Consider the following 15,072-nt stretch of genomic DNA (forward strand, 5'->3'; position numbering starts at 1 on the left):
GTAGATTCTTCGGGTTTTAGTATGTTTTATTTTTTCTGTTTAATCTATCTCTTCAATGTAAAATGATTGATAAACTCTTTTGGATTTCCATCAAATGGATCTACATATTCTACTCTAAACCAGTAATCTGCTGATGGCATTGGCGTTCCGTTGTAGGTTCCATCCCAACCTTGTCCTGCAGGACTGATCTGTTTGAGTAACTTTCCATAACGATCAAAGATGTAAATCTTCGCTGCTGGCTGATTCTGTAATCCGATGATATTCCATGTTGGATTAAACGCATCACCGTTTGGTGTGAAGAATTCCATAAAGTCTATCAGTCCAAAAGTCCGTACCAGTTCTCCACAACCATTGGTATCTCTCACCGTAATGGTGTGCTGTCCTGGTTGTAAATCGAAGAACTCTCCTGTGGTTTGCCACTGTCCATCATCCAATTGATATTCATAGTTCCCTGAACCTCCTGTTGCCGTTGCCACCACATTGTGTGTGTCTGAAAACGCGGGTGTGGTTACTGCAATATCAAGCGTGCTTGGCGCTGAAGATGCGGTATAAGTTACACTATCATCCGAGAAACAATTCGTTGGATTGTTCTGATCGGTAACTATAACCGTATACGTTCCTGCTTGATCTACTGTCACTGTTGCACTGGTTTCAGTTCCACTTGGCGTGGTCCACTGATAGGTGAATCCTGCGCCAAAGTCTACACCGATTACTCGTGGGTCTAAGGCTTGTCCTGTAGTTGCATCCACACATAAGATATCATCTTCTGGTAAGCTAAACACAGGCAATGGATTGACTTGTAAATTCACTAAGATCGGATCTGAAAGACAACCTGTAATGGTTTGTCGAACGCGTGCAAACAAAGTCTGCGGATTCGATGTGTTCATATACGTTGTTGTGTTTGCAATCGCATTGCTATCTGCATCAGCATCTGCGGCTGTTTCATAGTATGATACTGCCATATCTGCTTGTCCATTTATAATAGTAACATCAAGTGAAGTTAAATCAAATACGGCTGTATCTTGATCTGCCTCATTTGTTGCACATTCCTGATATGTTGGTGGTGCTGTCGCTGTTGGAATTGGTTCTACACTGAGTTCTAAACTTGCAATGTTATTGGTGTTCACACATCCAGTAATGGTATTCTCCACACGGATAAAGACCGTTTGTGGATCGATGGTGTTTTCAAAACCATTCACAAGTGCATTGGTGTTTGCAAGTGCATCAGCCACTGTTGGATGATAGGTTACGGTAAAGTTCGCTACATCTTGTGGTGGCGTTAGTAAATCTAGTGAAGCAGTTACCACATCCCAATCAAATTGTCCGGTATTGTCATTGTCATATTCACAGAATACATAGGTAAATGCGATATCTGTAAGTACTGGCAGTGGATGTACTATTACTGGCAATTCTACAATCTTGTAACAAGGCAGCATGTTGCTATCTATTTGTACATCACTCTCCACACGTACATAGATAATTACTTGTCCGTTTGTATTGGCGTTTGCCATGTCTACATTGTGCATCGTTGGATCTACAATTGGATTGATGTCATCTGCAGCATCCATCTCCGTAGTATGGTAACTAACGGTCACATTACTTTCATTGTCTACAATCTCTGCTTCTGATTGTGTCAGATCAAAGATGAGCATTCCATTGGTTGCATCTCCATCACTATCATCATCACAGGCCTCTAATATTGTTGGCGTTGTGTTTGGTGTTGGGATTGGAAGTACGCGGAGTGTCATGGTGATATCAGTGGTACATCCTGCGGCATTGGCTGCGCGGATATACAACACTTGTGGATTGCTTGTGTTTTGATACGCTGTTGGATCTGCAATTGGCGTATTACTGTTTAAGTCTGCTAGACTTGCGTAATAGGTGAGTGTTAAACTGGTATTTCCTCCAGTGATCTCTATGTATTTATCGGTAAGATCAAAGGTGCTAATCTCATCACTTTCATCACCACTCTCCAGATCATCACAAAGCGCAAATGGAGTCGGTTGTACCAGTACTGGCGGTCCCACTACGATGATATCAAAGCTTCCAATGGCATAACAAGCTGTGGCATTGTCTTCTAAACGTACCCAAATCGTTTGTTGATTGATGGTGATGTTGATATAATCGGTAAGGTTTACTATTGGTGATAGATCATCAATGGCATCTTGTTCTGTCTCGTGATAGGTAAGCGTGTAATCACTTGGTGTTTGTGTACCATAGATTTCCATCTGCGTCTGAGTCAAATCAAACATGGTAAAGCCATCTAAGTTTGCTGCTTCATCACATTCTTCTAGGTCTGTAATGTTTAGTGGCAATACTGGAATTGGAATCACATTTAGTTGTAATGGAGTTACGGTGAAACATCCTGTAACGGTATTGGTTGCCAGTACATAGATGGTTTGTGTATCCATCATAATGTTATTGTATGGACTTGCAAGCGGGTTTAAGTTATTGGTTGCATCCGCCTGTGTTTCGTGAAAACTGTAGACTACATCTGGTTCATTGTTGATAATGTCGTTTATAAGCGCATCTAAATCAAAAGCGGTAAAGCCATCATTGTCATCATCACATACTTCTGCGTCGAGTATTCCGCTTGGATTCAGTGTTGGACTTGGCAATGGATTTACTCTGATGTCAAAAGTAATGGTGTTTTCACAGCCTGTGGTATCATTGGTAGCCAATACAAAGATGGTTTGTACACCAATCTCTACATTGCTGTACATTGTTGGATCGCCAATTGGCGTATCACTTGCTAGATCAGCAGCGTTTGCATAGTACTGTAAACTAATCCCTGGAACATTGTTGAGTAATTGTTCTGCAAGGCTTGTAAGGTTAAACACTTCGATTCCATCGTTTAAAGAAACAGCATCACAGGTGTCGAGTCCTGGTAATTGTGTCAGCACTGGAAGTTCGTTTACAATCAGCGTTAAGTTTGTAATACTAAAACAACCTGTTGCCTGATCTTCTACACGCACCCAAATTACTTGTGGACTTGGTGGAATGTTACTGTAAGCATTTATATTGTTGATTTCTCCTGCTATCAATCCAGCGATTGCATTTACTTCAGTGTTATAGTAGCGAACCGTATGTGTGGTTGGATCTTCTCCGTTTAGAATTTCTACTTCACTTTGAGTGAGATCGAATTGTGCAATCCCATCCGCCGTGATATCATCACATTCAGCCAAACTTACCGCATCAAGTGCAGCAATCTCAGGGGAATCAAAGACGATTAAGGCTAAAGAAACCACATTGAAACATCCCGTAAGGACATTTTCCACACGCACATAAATCGTTTGATTGTAGGCGTTGATATTGGTATAGGTATCTGCAAGTGGATTTACATCATTGTCAGCATCTTCTGGAGTTTCGTGATAGGTAACCGTCACTTGTCCCGGAATTAAACCGCCAGTGATTTGATTTTCCGTGCTACGAATGTTAAAGATTCCGAATCCGTCGTTGTCTGTATCACAGTATTCTAAGGGTGTTGCTGGGAAAGCCGCAGGTGCTTCACTCACAATGATATCAAAGTTCGTCACACTAAAACAACCTGTGGTGCCATTTTCAACTCTAACATATATTGTTTGTGGAGTACTTGTATTTGTGTATGGACTAGCAAGTGGATTTGTGTTGTTATCTGCATCAACCTGACTTGTATAGTATTGAACAGATACACCTGTGAGTGTTCCAATGATTTCAGCTGATTTTATATTTAAGTCAATTTGTGTAATTCCATCAAAAGGCGTTTCATCACAAACATTTAAGTCCGTTGGCATGATGATCGCAGGGTTTTCATTGATTACCAAGTCAAAGTTCATCGTTGTGTTTACACAACCTGTTATCGTATTTGTAGCGCGCACAAATATCGTTCTAGAGAAGGTTGTATACGGACTTGGAATTACTCCTGTATTAGCTTCTGCTTCCGCTAACGATTCGTGATACGTGACACTAATATTTGCTTGTCCGCTAATTATTTCAGTATCTTTTGTAGTCAGATCGAATGTGAATTGATTCGCAATATCACTACATACCACATAATCTGTGATTGTATTTTGATCTGGTAAAGGGTTTACCGTTAGCGTAATGTGTTCTCCTAGTCCTAAACACGCATTGTTTACATCACTATCAACACGAACGACAATGTTTTGAGCATTTGGCGAAGCATCATTTCTGTGGTTGCTAATGTCAGGAATTGCATTTGCTTCTGCTAATGCATCTGCAAAGTTTTCATAGTACGTAATTGTTAAGTTTTGACCTGCTGGGAATAATGCATTGATTTGCGCTTCCGCTGAACTGAAATCAAACGTTGCTATTCCATTGGTGTTGTCATTGTCTATTAATTCATCATCACACACTTCATACGTAAGTTGAAACGTATTTGGTATTTGCGTTGTGGTTACTATTAAATTTACTTCCCCAGTTCTGAAACAACCATTTACTGTTTCAATTCTAACAAACACTTGTCCGCCATTTGCACTATTGTATGCAGTATCATTTGGAATTGGGTTCGTTGAATTTTGTGCATCTGTTAAGCTTGTGTAGTATGTGAATGTTTCGTTAGCTGCGTCAGCAGAGAGTAAAGCGTTTGCTTCTGTTAGATTGAAATCTGACAATCCATCTGTGTCATCATCACATTGACTTAATGCTACTGGCTGCATGATTACTGGAAGCGGATTTACAACTACATTGAACGTAACAGTACTGTAACATTCAGGATTGTCTGCATTTTCAATACGCGCTGTTATTGGGTTTCCGCCAAAAGTTGTATTTATGTATGTTGTTGGTAATACATTCATTGAATCATCTGCGTCTAACTGATTTGCATAGTATGAAACATTGAATTGCATAGCATCTTGTGTTTGTAAAACTTGGATGTCAAGCGTAGAAAGATCAAATGTTGAAAAACCATTCGTATCATCGCCATCTAAAGTATCATCACATACTTCGTAGTCTATTACTGGATTGGCAGTTGGTTGATCGAACACATCAAAATCAAAAGAAATTACAGCATTACAATCTGTATTATCATTGTTTTCAATACGAATAAAAATTGTCTCTAAGGTATATGCTATTTGATTTGTATATGGACTCGCTAATACGTTCATATTCATGTCAGCATCAGCTTGACTCGAATGATAGGTTACAGTAAACAACATTGGATCTTGCGTTCCTAAAACGTTTGCTGTTACCGCATCTAAATCTAAGCCCCATAATCCGTCATTGTTATTATCACAAATTAATTCATCATCCACAGGGTTTGCAACAGGTAATGTAAATATGGAAACCGTTGCCTGTCCTATTAATGGACATTCTCCATTGTTCTGCTCAATTCTCACTTCATATAGTCCTGCATCTGCAAGCGTAACATTCGTTAAGTTTAACTGAAAAGTAGTTGTCGTTAATGGGTTTCCTTCAAACATCCACGTATAGGTTGCTCCGGGAATATCATCAGCCATCAACGTATAATTTTGTGTCGTACACAAAGATAAATCCGTACTTGAAACTCCGTTACGAATAATGTCAACAGGCGTGGCAAATAGTGATTGAATGAAAGGTGGAAGTCCAATTCGTGAAAGATTGGTATTTGTGTTGGTAATGTCTAATAATACTCCACTTTGATTATAAACTACGGCAGCACCAGTAGCTTCTGGATTTTCAATAACACCTAAAAAACGTCCTGTTGAACCGATATTGCTAAAATCGAGTAAAGCTCTGTAAATTCTTCCATCAATTCCTACTTGAATTGCACCGGCAGAAAATATAGCTGAGTTGTTAACCGTAAATTGTGAAGCTGGAATGTTAGCAGCCAATAAATCGTATTGTAAAAGTAAACTGTTTCCTGTTCCGCTATTTCCAAGTCCTACAGTTGCATATAATTTTGTTCCTTCTGGAGAAAACTCTACACCATACGGTGCATCTCCATCATATAATTCTAGTTCGTTCGTTACGATTCCTGTGGTGTTGTCAAAATCGTAGAGCATTACTTTTCCAGGACCGTTTCCACCTTCAACATTGGTAAGTCCTAAATGTGCTGCGGCTAGTTTATCTCCTTGCGGAGAAGCTTTTAAATATCCTAATGCATTTCTTCGGTATCCAGAAATAGGAACAGCGGTAGGCGTGTTACTTACTATTGGCGTTGTATTGACACCATTTATATCTACCTTAAACGCATAAAAATTATCAATAAAGTGCGTTAAGAGCCAAAATGATTCACAATCAGAACTTTTTACCGCAGATATTTTTTCCGAACATTTAAAACGAGTTTCGTTCGTATCAGTAGTGTCGTATGTAATTAATGGAACATTTTTTTCTCCAGCAATAACAAAACCAATTCCGTCTGTCATGTCAACTGCGGTATAATTCAATCCGTTGTTCACGCCACCATCATTGTGATGTGGTTCGTCAACTGTAAAAATATAATAGATGTTTGGATCTTGAGGTTTTGGAATGATGAGCGCAGATGATGTACTAGAACTATCTCCATTTAAACCATTTCCATTGGTCATGATCACATGGTTTTGATTCCAAACGGTAATTCCATCTGAATAAAATAATAAATTACCATTTGCATCTGAAATGGAAGCACAACCTTCAAGTGTGTCTAAACTTCCGTCGGTAACAGCAGTTACGGCTCCTGTATTTACATCAAATTGTAATCCTGCGTTTTGACCAAAATACCAGTTTGCAGCTTCACCTTGTGCAAGAAGCACAGTCGGTACTACTATAAAAATAAATAGTAAAAGTTTTTTCATCTGTAATCGTTATTTTTCTAAAGCATAAAAAATGCTCAATAATCCATTGTAATAACTCTTTTCTAAGGCTATTATTTTATGATTTTGAGAATTGTTGTTTTTCTATGTAGCGTATGGTTGAAATAACAATTTATAAAAATTACCAGTGCATATTTGTTTTAGGAAAATAATGGCAATTTTATAGCGAGGTACTTCATAGCAATTTTCTATACTCTACAAGGCTCAAAGATAGTTATTACAACTAAAAAAAGAGCGAATTTCTCCGCTCTTTCTCTAAAATCTATATGATTTGGATGCTATTTTGTTATAAATCTCTGCGTTTTAACAATCGATACGATAAAAAGATATAAATAAAGATCCAAACAGCAGCAATGACAAACTCATACCAATATGCTGGATAATCTGTTATAGGAAATTTTTCTGTTGTGTGTAATGAAGCAATCCTAGAGAAAGGTTCATCTATTAAATTCCACATACTTGTGAATGGGAAAAACTGCATTATTTCATTAGACTTGTCATAATCGAACCATTCAAAACGGAACAAACCGTATAAAATTAATTCTAAAACAAAACTGACAAATAAGAATCCTAATGCAAAAGCAGATCTTTTGATGAGTACACCTACAAATAAACAAAGACTGAAAAATGTCAATAGTTTTGTAAAGTAAGCTAGAATAAATTCTGAACCATCAAAAATAGTATCGATATAAAGGCTACCTGAAGGTGAATTAAAGATTCCAATAAGTAGCGTAATGATGAAGACAAACAAGGTCACCACAAGCGAATACGCCAAGATGAAATAAAATTTGGAAAGAATAACTTCTTTTTTACTCAATCCGTCAATAAGGTTTTGTTTTAAAGTTCGATTGCTGTATTCGTTTCCAATCATGGAAACTACTACAATGGCAAAGAAAAATTTAAAAAAGGCAACAAAAAACGTGGTAATGTGCCATATATAAGGAAACTCAAAAATCTTCGTTTCAGATAAATCTAATATAAACCCAAAAAAGTTAATCTTTATGGATGATAAAATTAAAATTGATAACGGAAAAACGAATGATATTAGGAGTAATATTTTACTGGTTCTATTTAACCAGATTTTTTGAAATTCTATTTGTAATAAACGTAACATAGTCGTTGTGGAATGAAATTAGTTAGATTGATTTTTGGTAAGGATTAAGAACTGCTCTTCTAAGCTTTCTTTTCGTTGTACTAAGTGCGATAATACAATACCTTCTTTAAACATTTCTGAATTGAAGTCAGCGGCACTCAATGGTGTATTTAAGAATGCGGTAATCAATCCGCCTTCTTCCTTTACTCTACCAAAAGCAGCATTGTTTTCTAAGTACGATAGTAACTTATCTTTTTGCTCAGATTTCAGTTCAAAAAATCCTTGACTTGCGACCATTTCATCTACACGACCAGAATATATTTTTTTTCCTTCTCGTAAAATAACGACATGCGAACATACTTTTTCTACTTCATCCAAAAGGTGAGAAGCCAACAATATCGTTGTGCCTTGTGAAGCAATTTTTTTAATAATCTCTCTAATTTGATGAATTCCTTGCGGATCTAATCCGTTTGTTGGTTCGTCCAAAATTAAAATTTCAGGATCATTCAACAGGGCAGAAGCAATTGCTAATCGCTGTTTCATTCCTAAAGAAAAAGTTCTGAATTTGCTATTTTTTCGATCTATCAAACCAACGAGTTCTAATTTTTCGTCAATTTTATCAGGAGCCACATTTTTAATCTTACACACCAACTTCAAATTGTCCGAAGCAGACATGTATGGATAAAAATTTGGGCGTTCAATAATAGCACCGACTTTCTTTAAAGCATCGTGTACTTTAACTGTACCATCAAACCAATGAAAGGTTCCCGATGATTTATTTACAACATTTAATACCATACCTAAAGTAGTTGATTTTCCACTTCCGTTAGGGCCTAAAATGCCGTATACACTTCCTTTTTCTATGGCGAATGATAGGTCTTGTACTGCTTTAAGATACCCAAAGTTTTTACTCAGGTTTTGCAGGGTTAGAATAGTTTCCAATATGATTGTTTTTTGATTGATTGTATATAGTTGACGACTTAGGTTGCTATTTGTTACAAAATATAAAAAACATAATGTATATGTGACTTATTTATAAAATGTATTGTTTGTTTTCAAAATTGCTGTTAAAAAGAGTCTTAATGGGTACAAATATACACATCACACCTAAAAAACAGGTTTTAAAACAACGATAATCTATAATTTACGATGACCAATAAAATACTACTGGGGGAAGCCGAAAAACCAATTTATAAATAGAGTAGGCAAATCAAAATAATTTAATTATGAAAAAAAGCATTTTAGGAATCAAGGGAGTTTCTGAATTAAACAAAAAAGAACAGTCAAAAATTACTGGAGCTGGACCAATTACATGTGCTAGAGGAGGAACTTCACATTGTAAAGAAACTGGCTCGCATTGTAAAGAATTTAACTGTCAAGGACTTTGGGGAGGCGATCCAGGTGGTATGGGATAAAACTTAATGACAGAAAAGCCCTTGCTAACTAAAGTAAGGGCTTTTCAGTTTAAGCTTTTTGCTCTTTATTAAAATATACTAAGTAATAATACATTTGTTTCTCTTCGTCCCAACCTTTTTCTACAAATTTCTCTGCCGATTCTGGATTGATGAAATCTAGCTTTATTTGAATATTCGTATCTAAATTGATCGTATTCTTAATGCTTTTTCTTGCTGAAGAAACCGCTTTATTAGCAATTGGAAACTCAGAAACGTCTTCAATACTATATTTTGGACCTTTCTCTACTTTATAATGCTTAAACTCAGGAATCAAATCTGGATTGTCAATCACATCATTCATAAAATCTGTTTCCTGAAACGTATCATTCTTTGCAAAATGATTCACGGCTCTGTTCATAAACATTACTTCTTCCTTTTTATCTTCCGCAGGGAAAACAACATCTTTGGCGAAGTTTTGACAGAACTTTAAATACTTTTTAGTGTAAAAGTTCTCATCAGCAAATGCATCAACACCTAAGAAATGATCTAACCAATATTTAGTATCGTATTTGTTACTATCAACCGAAAGAATTTTATAACCTTCTTCCTTTTTTACATTAAAAACAATACAACCTTTATCTAATTTGTTCAATGAAACTCCTTGTTGAAACAATACATCTAAGTTGCTTCCGTTTTCTTCAAACTGAAGGAAATCGTTTTTAATCTCTGATTTAAAAATCCCGATAGCGTCCACCTTTTCGTTGTCAATCACGACATTTTCAAAATAACCAACATACACTTCACCGCTTTTAATATGCGGATGTTGTGATTGTTCAAACAATAAAGAAACAATCTTTTTTGAATTCTCATGAACCGAAGATGGATCGTTAAAAATAGAAGTTGCAATCGTATACAATTGATTGAACTCTAAATCAACTTCATTCACAAATTGAAAATAATTTTCTTCTTTCTCTCTAAAAGGTTTAAAAAAATATTCTTTCAATAACGGCGTTAATTCATCCGTTAACTGATAAGGAGTTTCCGAAAGAAACACATTTTCGTTTCTACTTTTGTTTCCTACTTTATGAATAGAAAGGGAATCTATTTGTGCACTGTATAAATTGATCATTATAGGTGTTTGTTTTTTAGTGTAAAAAAGTAAAAGAATGTAACATCTTGTTCTCGATACAAATTTTTAATACCTGCTTTGCTAGTTATTAAAATTCACTCGAACTGACGATGTCGACACTGAATCAATAAAGGAATTATTTTTAAAATTAGTCAGCTGAGCTTTTGCCGTTGTTAGGCTGAGGCTCTCGAAGCCTAGTTCCAGTTTTCGTCAAAGTTTAAGCTATCGTAATCGTTGATGTCCAAATCATCGTCATTCTCATTAAATCCGTACGGATCTTCGTCTTCGTCAGCTTCAAACTGTTTATCAGGCGCGCTATCTGGAAGAATTCCGTGAGAAAACAATAAATTCGGATACATAACTCCAGGGATAGGTTCTGCAATTTCAGCAAGTTCTACCAAAAGGGTCCACATATTCAAGAAATCGTACACATAAATCAATCGCAATTGGTCTTCTGAAAGCACACCATCAAGTGTAGTTTCGTTCATCAATCGGATAGAATCTGGTCCTTCACTCATGTCAAATTGTGAAATTTCTTCTCCTTGATCCCATTCGTCATTACTCACGTAAAAAGAAGCCATTTCCATGCCATCAAAGCCAAACGCTTGAATAATAGCGTTGTGAAAATCTTCAAAAGTGGCATCATGCTGAATTTCAATGTCTCTAAAAACATCTTCTGCTGCATCTAATATTACTCTGAATCTATAAATCATGCTCATTAAAAAAATTGGATTGCAAATTTACAAACTTTCTGCGTTGTTTTGCGCTTTATTTGCTTCTAAGATAAGATAAAATTGAATTCCAAATAACAACGTCGCAATAACAATGTGTATCGTTTGTGTTCCAAAAGGAAAATCGAAATAAAACATCGCGATTCCCGAAAGGATTTCTAAAGCCAATAATACTAGCACCCAATTGACTTTTTTGAAGCCTAATTGTAGCTTTCTGAATCTATAAAATAGCGCTACGTTCACTAATAATACAATAACAGAAAACGTTCGGTGAATGTAAAAATCAAGCTCAGGATTGGCAAGCCATAATCCTTTATTGGTTTCGCCAAGCGCGTGAATTTGCTCGTCTACAAACTGCCGAACTTGTGTTCCTAATACAATTTGAATCAAGGTTAAAACGAGAGAAGCGTATAGTAATTTTGTAAAAAATGCATCTTTTTTGTGTGATCTTACTTTGGATGAAGTCGCATGCACAATGTACAACAATGCGGCAACAATAACCAACGCCATCATCATGTGAATGGTAATTTTAAATGGTGCTAAGTTAGAATCTACAACCGTTTTTCCCAACCAAGCCTGAAATCCCATGCCCAACACTGAAAATATTGATAATAGCATGATGCTTTTCTGTTCGCGCCAATACCAAAAAGAACCGACTAAAAGTACCAATGTCGCCAATCCTGCCAACGCACCAAAGAGTCGATTGATATACTCAACCCAGGTGTGAAAAGCGTTAAAAACAGCGTAATCGTGTTTGGTGTACGGTTCCCAATTACTCAGGTCTAATGTGTTTGTGGTCGTAAAATCTTCTTTGGCAACTTGCAACGCTTCATCCACAATAATCACCATGCCATCTTCATAAAAATGATTCGCTTTCCATTCCAATTGCGATTCTTCTGTTGGCGGAATATAATATCCGAAACATTTTGGCCAATCTGGGCAACCCATTCCACTTCCTGTCATTCGAACCACCGCGCCAGCAATAATCACAAGGTATACGAGAATCAATGTGACTTTTGCAATGCTGTGAATGTTTTTTTTCATTACGAGACTTTATTTTTTTGTATATCTGTTTTCTGTCAAATAGTTACTGCGTCACCCTGAACTTGATTCAGGGTCTCATATATTGATTTTATTCACAGCTGTGTGAGATGCTGAATCAAGTTCAGCATGACGTACTTTACAGCTTTATGAAATTTTACGAGTATACACATTATTTTTTATCGGTTCAGCCGAAATGTACACGCGGCTATTTCGTTGTGTTTTCTACTAAACCTAATTCTTTTCCTTTTGCAATCATAAACGCATACGCCGCTTCGTGTTCATTTGGAATATCGCCTTCCAAAATAGCTTCTTTAATGGCATGTTTGATGATTCCAATTTCTCGTGAAGGTTTCAAATTGAAAGCTTCCATAATTTCTTCACCCGAAACTGGCGGTTGAAAATTTCGTACATGATCGCGTTCTTCAACTTCCACAATCTTTTCCCGAACAATCTTGAAATTATTGTGATACTTTTCAAATTTCCGTGGATTCTTGGTCGTAATATCTGCTTCACAAAGCGTCATCAAATCTTCTACATGTTCGCCTGCGTCAAAAACCAAACGACGTACCGCCGAATCTGTAATTCCATCTTGCGAAAGCACAATTGGACGCGAACTCATCATGACCAATTTTTGAACAAACTTTACTTTCTCGTTCAGCGGCATTTTCAAGCGTTTGAAAAGTTTAAACACCATTTTTCCGCCCACAAATTCATGTCCGTGAAATGTCCAACCAATCTTTTTATGAAAACGTTTGGTCGGTGCTTTTCCAATATCGTGTAGCAACGCTGCCCAACGCAACCAAACATCGTCAGTGTTTTCACAAATATTATCGACAACTTCCAACGTGTGATAAAAATTATCTTTATGTGTTTGACCTTCAATTTCGTCAATTCCTTTCAAAGCCAATAATTCAGGTAAAATATGTCCTAAAAGGTTCGTTCTTTCCAACAATATAAAACCGATAGAAGGTTTCTGACTCGATAAAATTTTATTCAATTCTACGACAATACGTTCTTTCGAAATAATTTCAATACGATCTGCATTTCGCGTGATCGCTTCCAGTGAAACAGGATCAATTATAAAATTTAATTGTGAAGCAAATCGGATTGCGCGCATCATACGCAATGGATCATCGGAATACGTAATGTCTGGATCAAGCGGTGTTACAATGCGTTTGTCGGCTAAATCTTGCAAACCGTTAAACGGATCGAGTAAATCTCCAAAAGTTGCTTCATTCAAACTCAATGCCATCGCATTAATTGTGAAATCGCGACGTTCTTGATCATCTTGAAGTGTTCCGTTTTCCACTGCCGGATTTCTGCTATCACGATCGTAACTTTCTTTTCGTGCGCCCACAAATTCAACTTCTATTTCCTTTGTTTTAATCATGGCAGTACCATAATTCTTAAATATTTGTACGTTTGGTTTTCCAGGAAGAAGTGAAGCTACTTTTTGGGCAAGTTCAATTCCGCTTCCAACAGCAACAACGTCAATATCTTTTGCATCGCCACGTTTCAAGAGAAAATCGCGCACAAAACCTCCGATTACATACGTTTCAAGGTGTAATTCGGTTGCTGCTTTTGAAATCGTTGAAAATATATCGAGTTGTAATGCTTCTTTGTAATTCATCAATGTATTCTAAATGTGGTGCAAATTTACGAATGTTTTGGGTATTTTTTTAGTGTGTAGCGGGTGTAATTTATAAGTTCTTTTTAGCCACGAATGCACGAATTGTTTTTCTTTAATTTTTTTATCTGCAAGATGTGTTACTAATTTTTTTTTGTAGGTGTTATAAAAGCGTTGTGTTATTCTTTATAAGCGCACGAATTTTTCTTTTTTATAAAACGATTCTTCTATGATCTAATAAATCTTCGTGAAAATTAGCTAAGATGGCTAGTTTGCATTTAGAAACTTTTAGATAGTTTAGGCATTGAGAAAGATGTTTATCATGTAAATTAGAAACAGATTTTATTTCTAAAATAATTTTATCATAAATAACAAAGTCTGCATAAAATTTGTGCTTTAATATGATGCCTTTGTAAACAATATTATATTCTTTTTCCCTTTCAAAAGGAATATTTAATGACTTAAATTCATATTCTAAAGCATCTTTGTAAACTACTTCTGAAAATCCACTTCCTAAATTGTTATATACATTAAATAGGGCGCCGACAATGGCATAGCTTTCAGATTTATATATGATTTTAGACATATTTTTAGATAGTATAAAAAATATTCGTGCATTCGTGGCAAAAAAAGGATGTGCTTGGAGTGTGTTTTTTAGTTTATAAGTTGAAAGGTTTATGAGTTTAAAATGTCAAACAACCAGCAACCAATAACTAGCAACTAAATCACGCTCTAATTATGTTAATCTCTCCGTTTGATCGCAATTGTATTATTGTCGATGGTTTGGAGGTCGTTTTTTCGTTGTGCAAATTTACAACATAGTCCACACCTTTTAAAATCTCTGCGCTTATTTCTTTATAGCTTTTTGGTGTGAGTTGTCCAGCAATATTCGCGGAAGTAGACACAATTGGTCGATTGAATTTACGAATGAGTTTTTGGCAAAATTCATCATCTGGAATTCGAATCGCAAGTGTACGATCTGGAGCAACTAAATTTTTAGCAATTCCAACAGGATTGTCATAAATAATTGTGGTGGGTCTGTCGGCAATTTCTAATAATTTGTAAGCTGCTACTGGAATTTCTTCAATATAACGTTTCAACATCTCAATATCGCTGACCAAACAAATTAACGCTTTGCTTTCTTCGCGATTTTTCAATTTATAAATTTTAGCCACAGCTGCTGCATTTGTAGCATCACAACCCAATCCCCAAATGGTATCCGTTGGATATAAAATGGTGTTTCCCGATTGTAACTGATCAAAAGCTTTGTTGATTTCTTCTGTCATG

Annotated in this window: 10 protein-coding genes; 1 reads left to right on the forward strand and 9 read right to left on the reverse strand. The window is 36.3% G+C overall.

The window, feature by feature from the left end; translation table 11 throughout:
* Positions 1 to 44: 44 nt before the first annotated feature.
* From H2O64_RS03285 to H2O64_RS03295, 3 genes are all read right to left on the reverse strand, one after another.
* The gene (locus H2O64_RS03285; RefSeq protein WP_187560722.1) at positions 45 to 6,749 is read right to left on the reverse strand and encodes a T9SS type B sorting domain-containing protein; all 6,705 of its coding nucleotides are present in this window, start codon (positions 6,747 to 6,749) and stop codon (positions 45 to 47) included.
* A gap of 304 nt (positions 6,750 to 7,053) precedes the next feature.
* Positions 7,054 to 7,881: an ABC transporter permease gene (locus tag H2O64_RS03290; RefSeq protein ID WP_187560723.1), complete on the reverse strand. Its 828-nt coding sequence runs from the start codon at positions 7,879 to 7,881 to the stop codon at positions 7,054 to 7,056.
* Positions 7,882 to 7,899: 18 nt separating this feature from the next.
* The gene (locus H2O64_RS03295) at positions 7,900 to 8,802 is read right to left on the reverse strand and encodes an ABC transporter ATP-binding protein (RefSeq protein WP_187560724.1); all 903 of its coding nucleotides are present in this window, start codon (positions 8,800 to 8,802) and stop codon (positions 7,900 to 7,902) included.
* A gap of 284 nt (positions 8,803 to 9,086) precedes the next feature.
* Here H2O64_RS03295 and H2O64_RS03300 point away from each other — a divergent pair, with 284 nt between their 5' ends.
* Entirely contained in the window at positions 9,087 to 9,275 is a 189-nt protein-coding gene (locus H2O64_RS03300) for a hypothetical protein (protein WP_187560725.1), read from the forward strand.
* Positions 9,276 to 9,324: 49 nt separating this feature from the next.
* Here H2O64_RS03300 and H2O64_RS03305 read toward each other — a convergent pair whose 3' ends face one another.
* The 6 genes from H2O64_RS03305 to H2O64_RS03330 form a co-directional block, all read right to left on the reverse strand.
* Positions 9,325 to 10,383, reverse strand: coding sequence for a nucleoid-associated protein (locus tag H2O64_RS03305; RefSeq protein ID WP_187560726.1), 1,059 nt, complete (start codon positions 10,381 to 10,383; stop codon positions 9,325 to 9,327).
* A 194-nt stretch (positions 10,384 to 10,577) separates the two neighbouring features.
* The gene (locus H2O64_RS03310) at positions 10,578 to 11,096 is read right to left on the reverse strand and encodes an IS1096 element passenger TnpR family protein (RefSeq protein ID WP_187561150.1); all 519 of its coding nucleotides are present in this window, start codon (positions 11,094 to 11,096) and stop codon (positions 10,578 to 10,580) included.
* A gap of 27 nt (positions 11,097 to 11,123) precedes the next feature.
* Entirely contained in the window at positions 11,124 to 12,158 is a 1,035-nt protein-coding gene (locus H2O64_RS03315) for a COX15/CtaA family protein (protein WP_187560727.1), read from the reverse strand.
* A 205-nt stretch (positions 12,159 to 12,363) separates the two neighbouring features.
* Positions 12,364 to 13,788, reverse strand: coding sequence for a CCA tRNA nucleotidyltransferase (locus H2O64_RS03320; protein WP_187560728.1), 1,425 nt, complete (start codon positions 13,786 to 13,788; stop codon positions 12,364 to 12,366).
* Positions 13,789 to 13,996: 208 nt separating this feature from the next.
* Complete coding sequence (locus tag H2O64_RS03325) at positions 13,997 to 14,371, reverse strand: GxxExxY protein (protein ID WP_187560729.1); 375 nt, start codon at positions 14,369 to 14,371, stop codon at positions 13,997 to 13,999.
* 139 nt (positions 14,372 to 14,510) lie between these two features.
* Entirely contained in the window at positions 14,511 to 15,071 is a 561-nt protein-coding gene (locus H2O64_RS03330) for an L-threonylcarbamoyladenylate synthase (protein ID WP_187560730.1), read from the reverse strand.
* Position 15,072: the final 1 nt, after the last annotated feature.

Source organism: Kordia aestuariivivens (genome assembly GCF_014397005.1).
Classification (GTDB): Bacteria; Bacteroidota; Bacteroidia; order Flavobacteriales; family Flavobacteriaceae; genus Kordia; species Kordia aestuariivivens.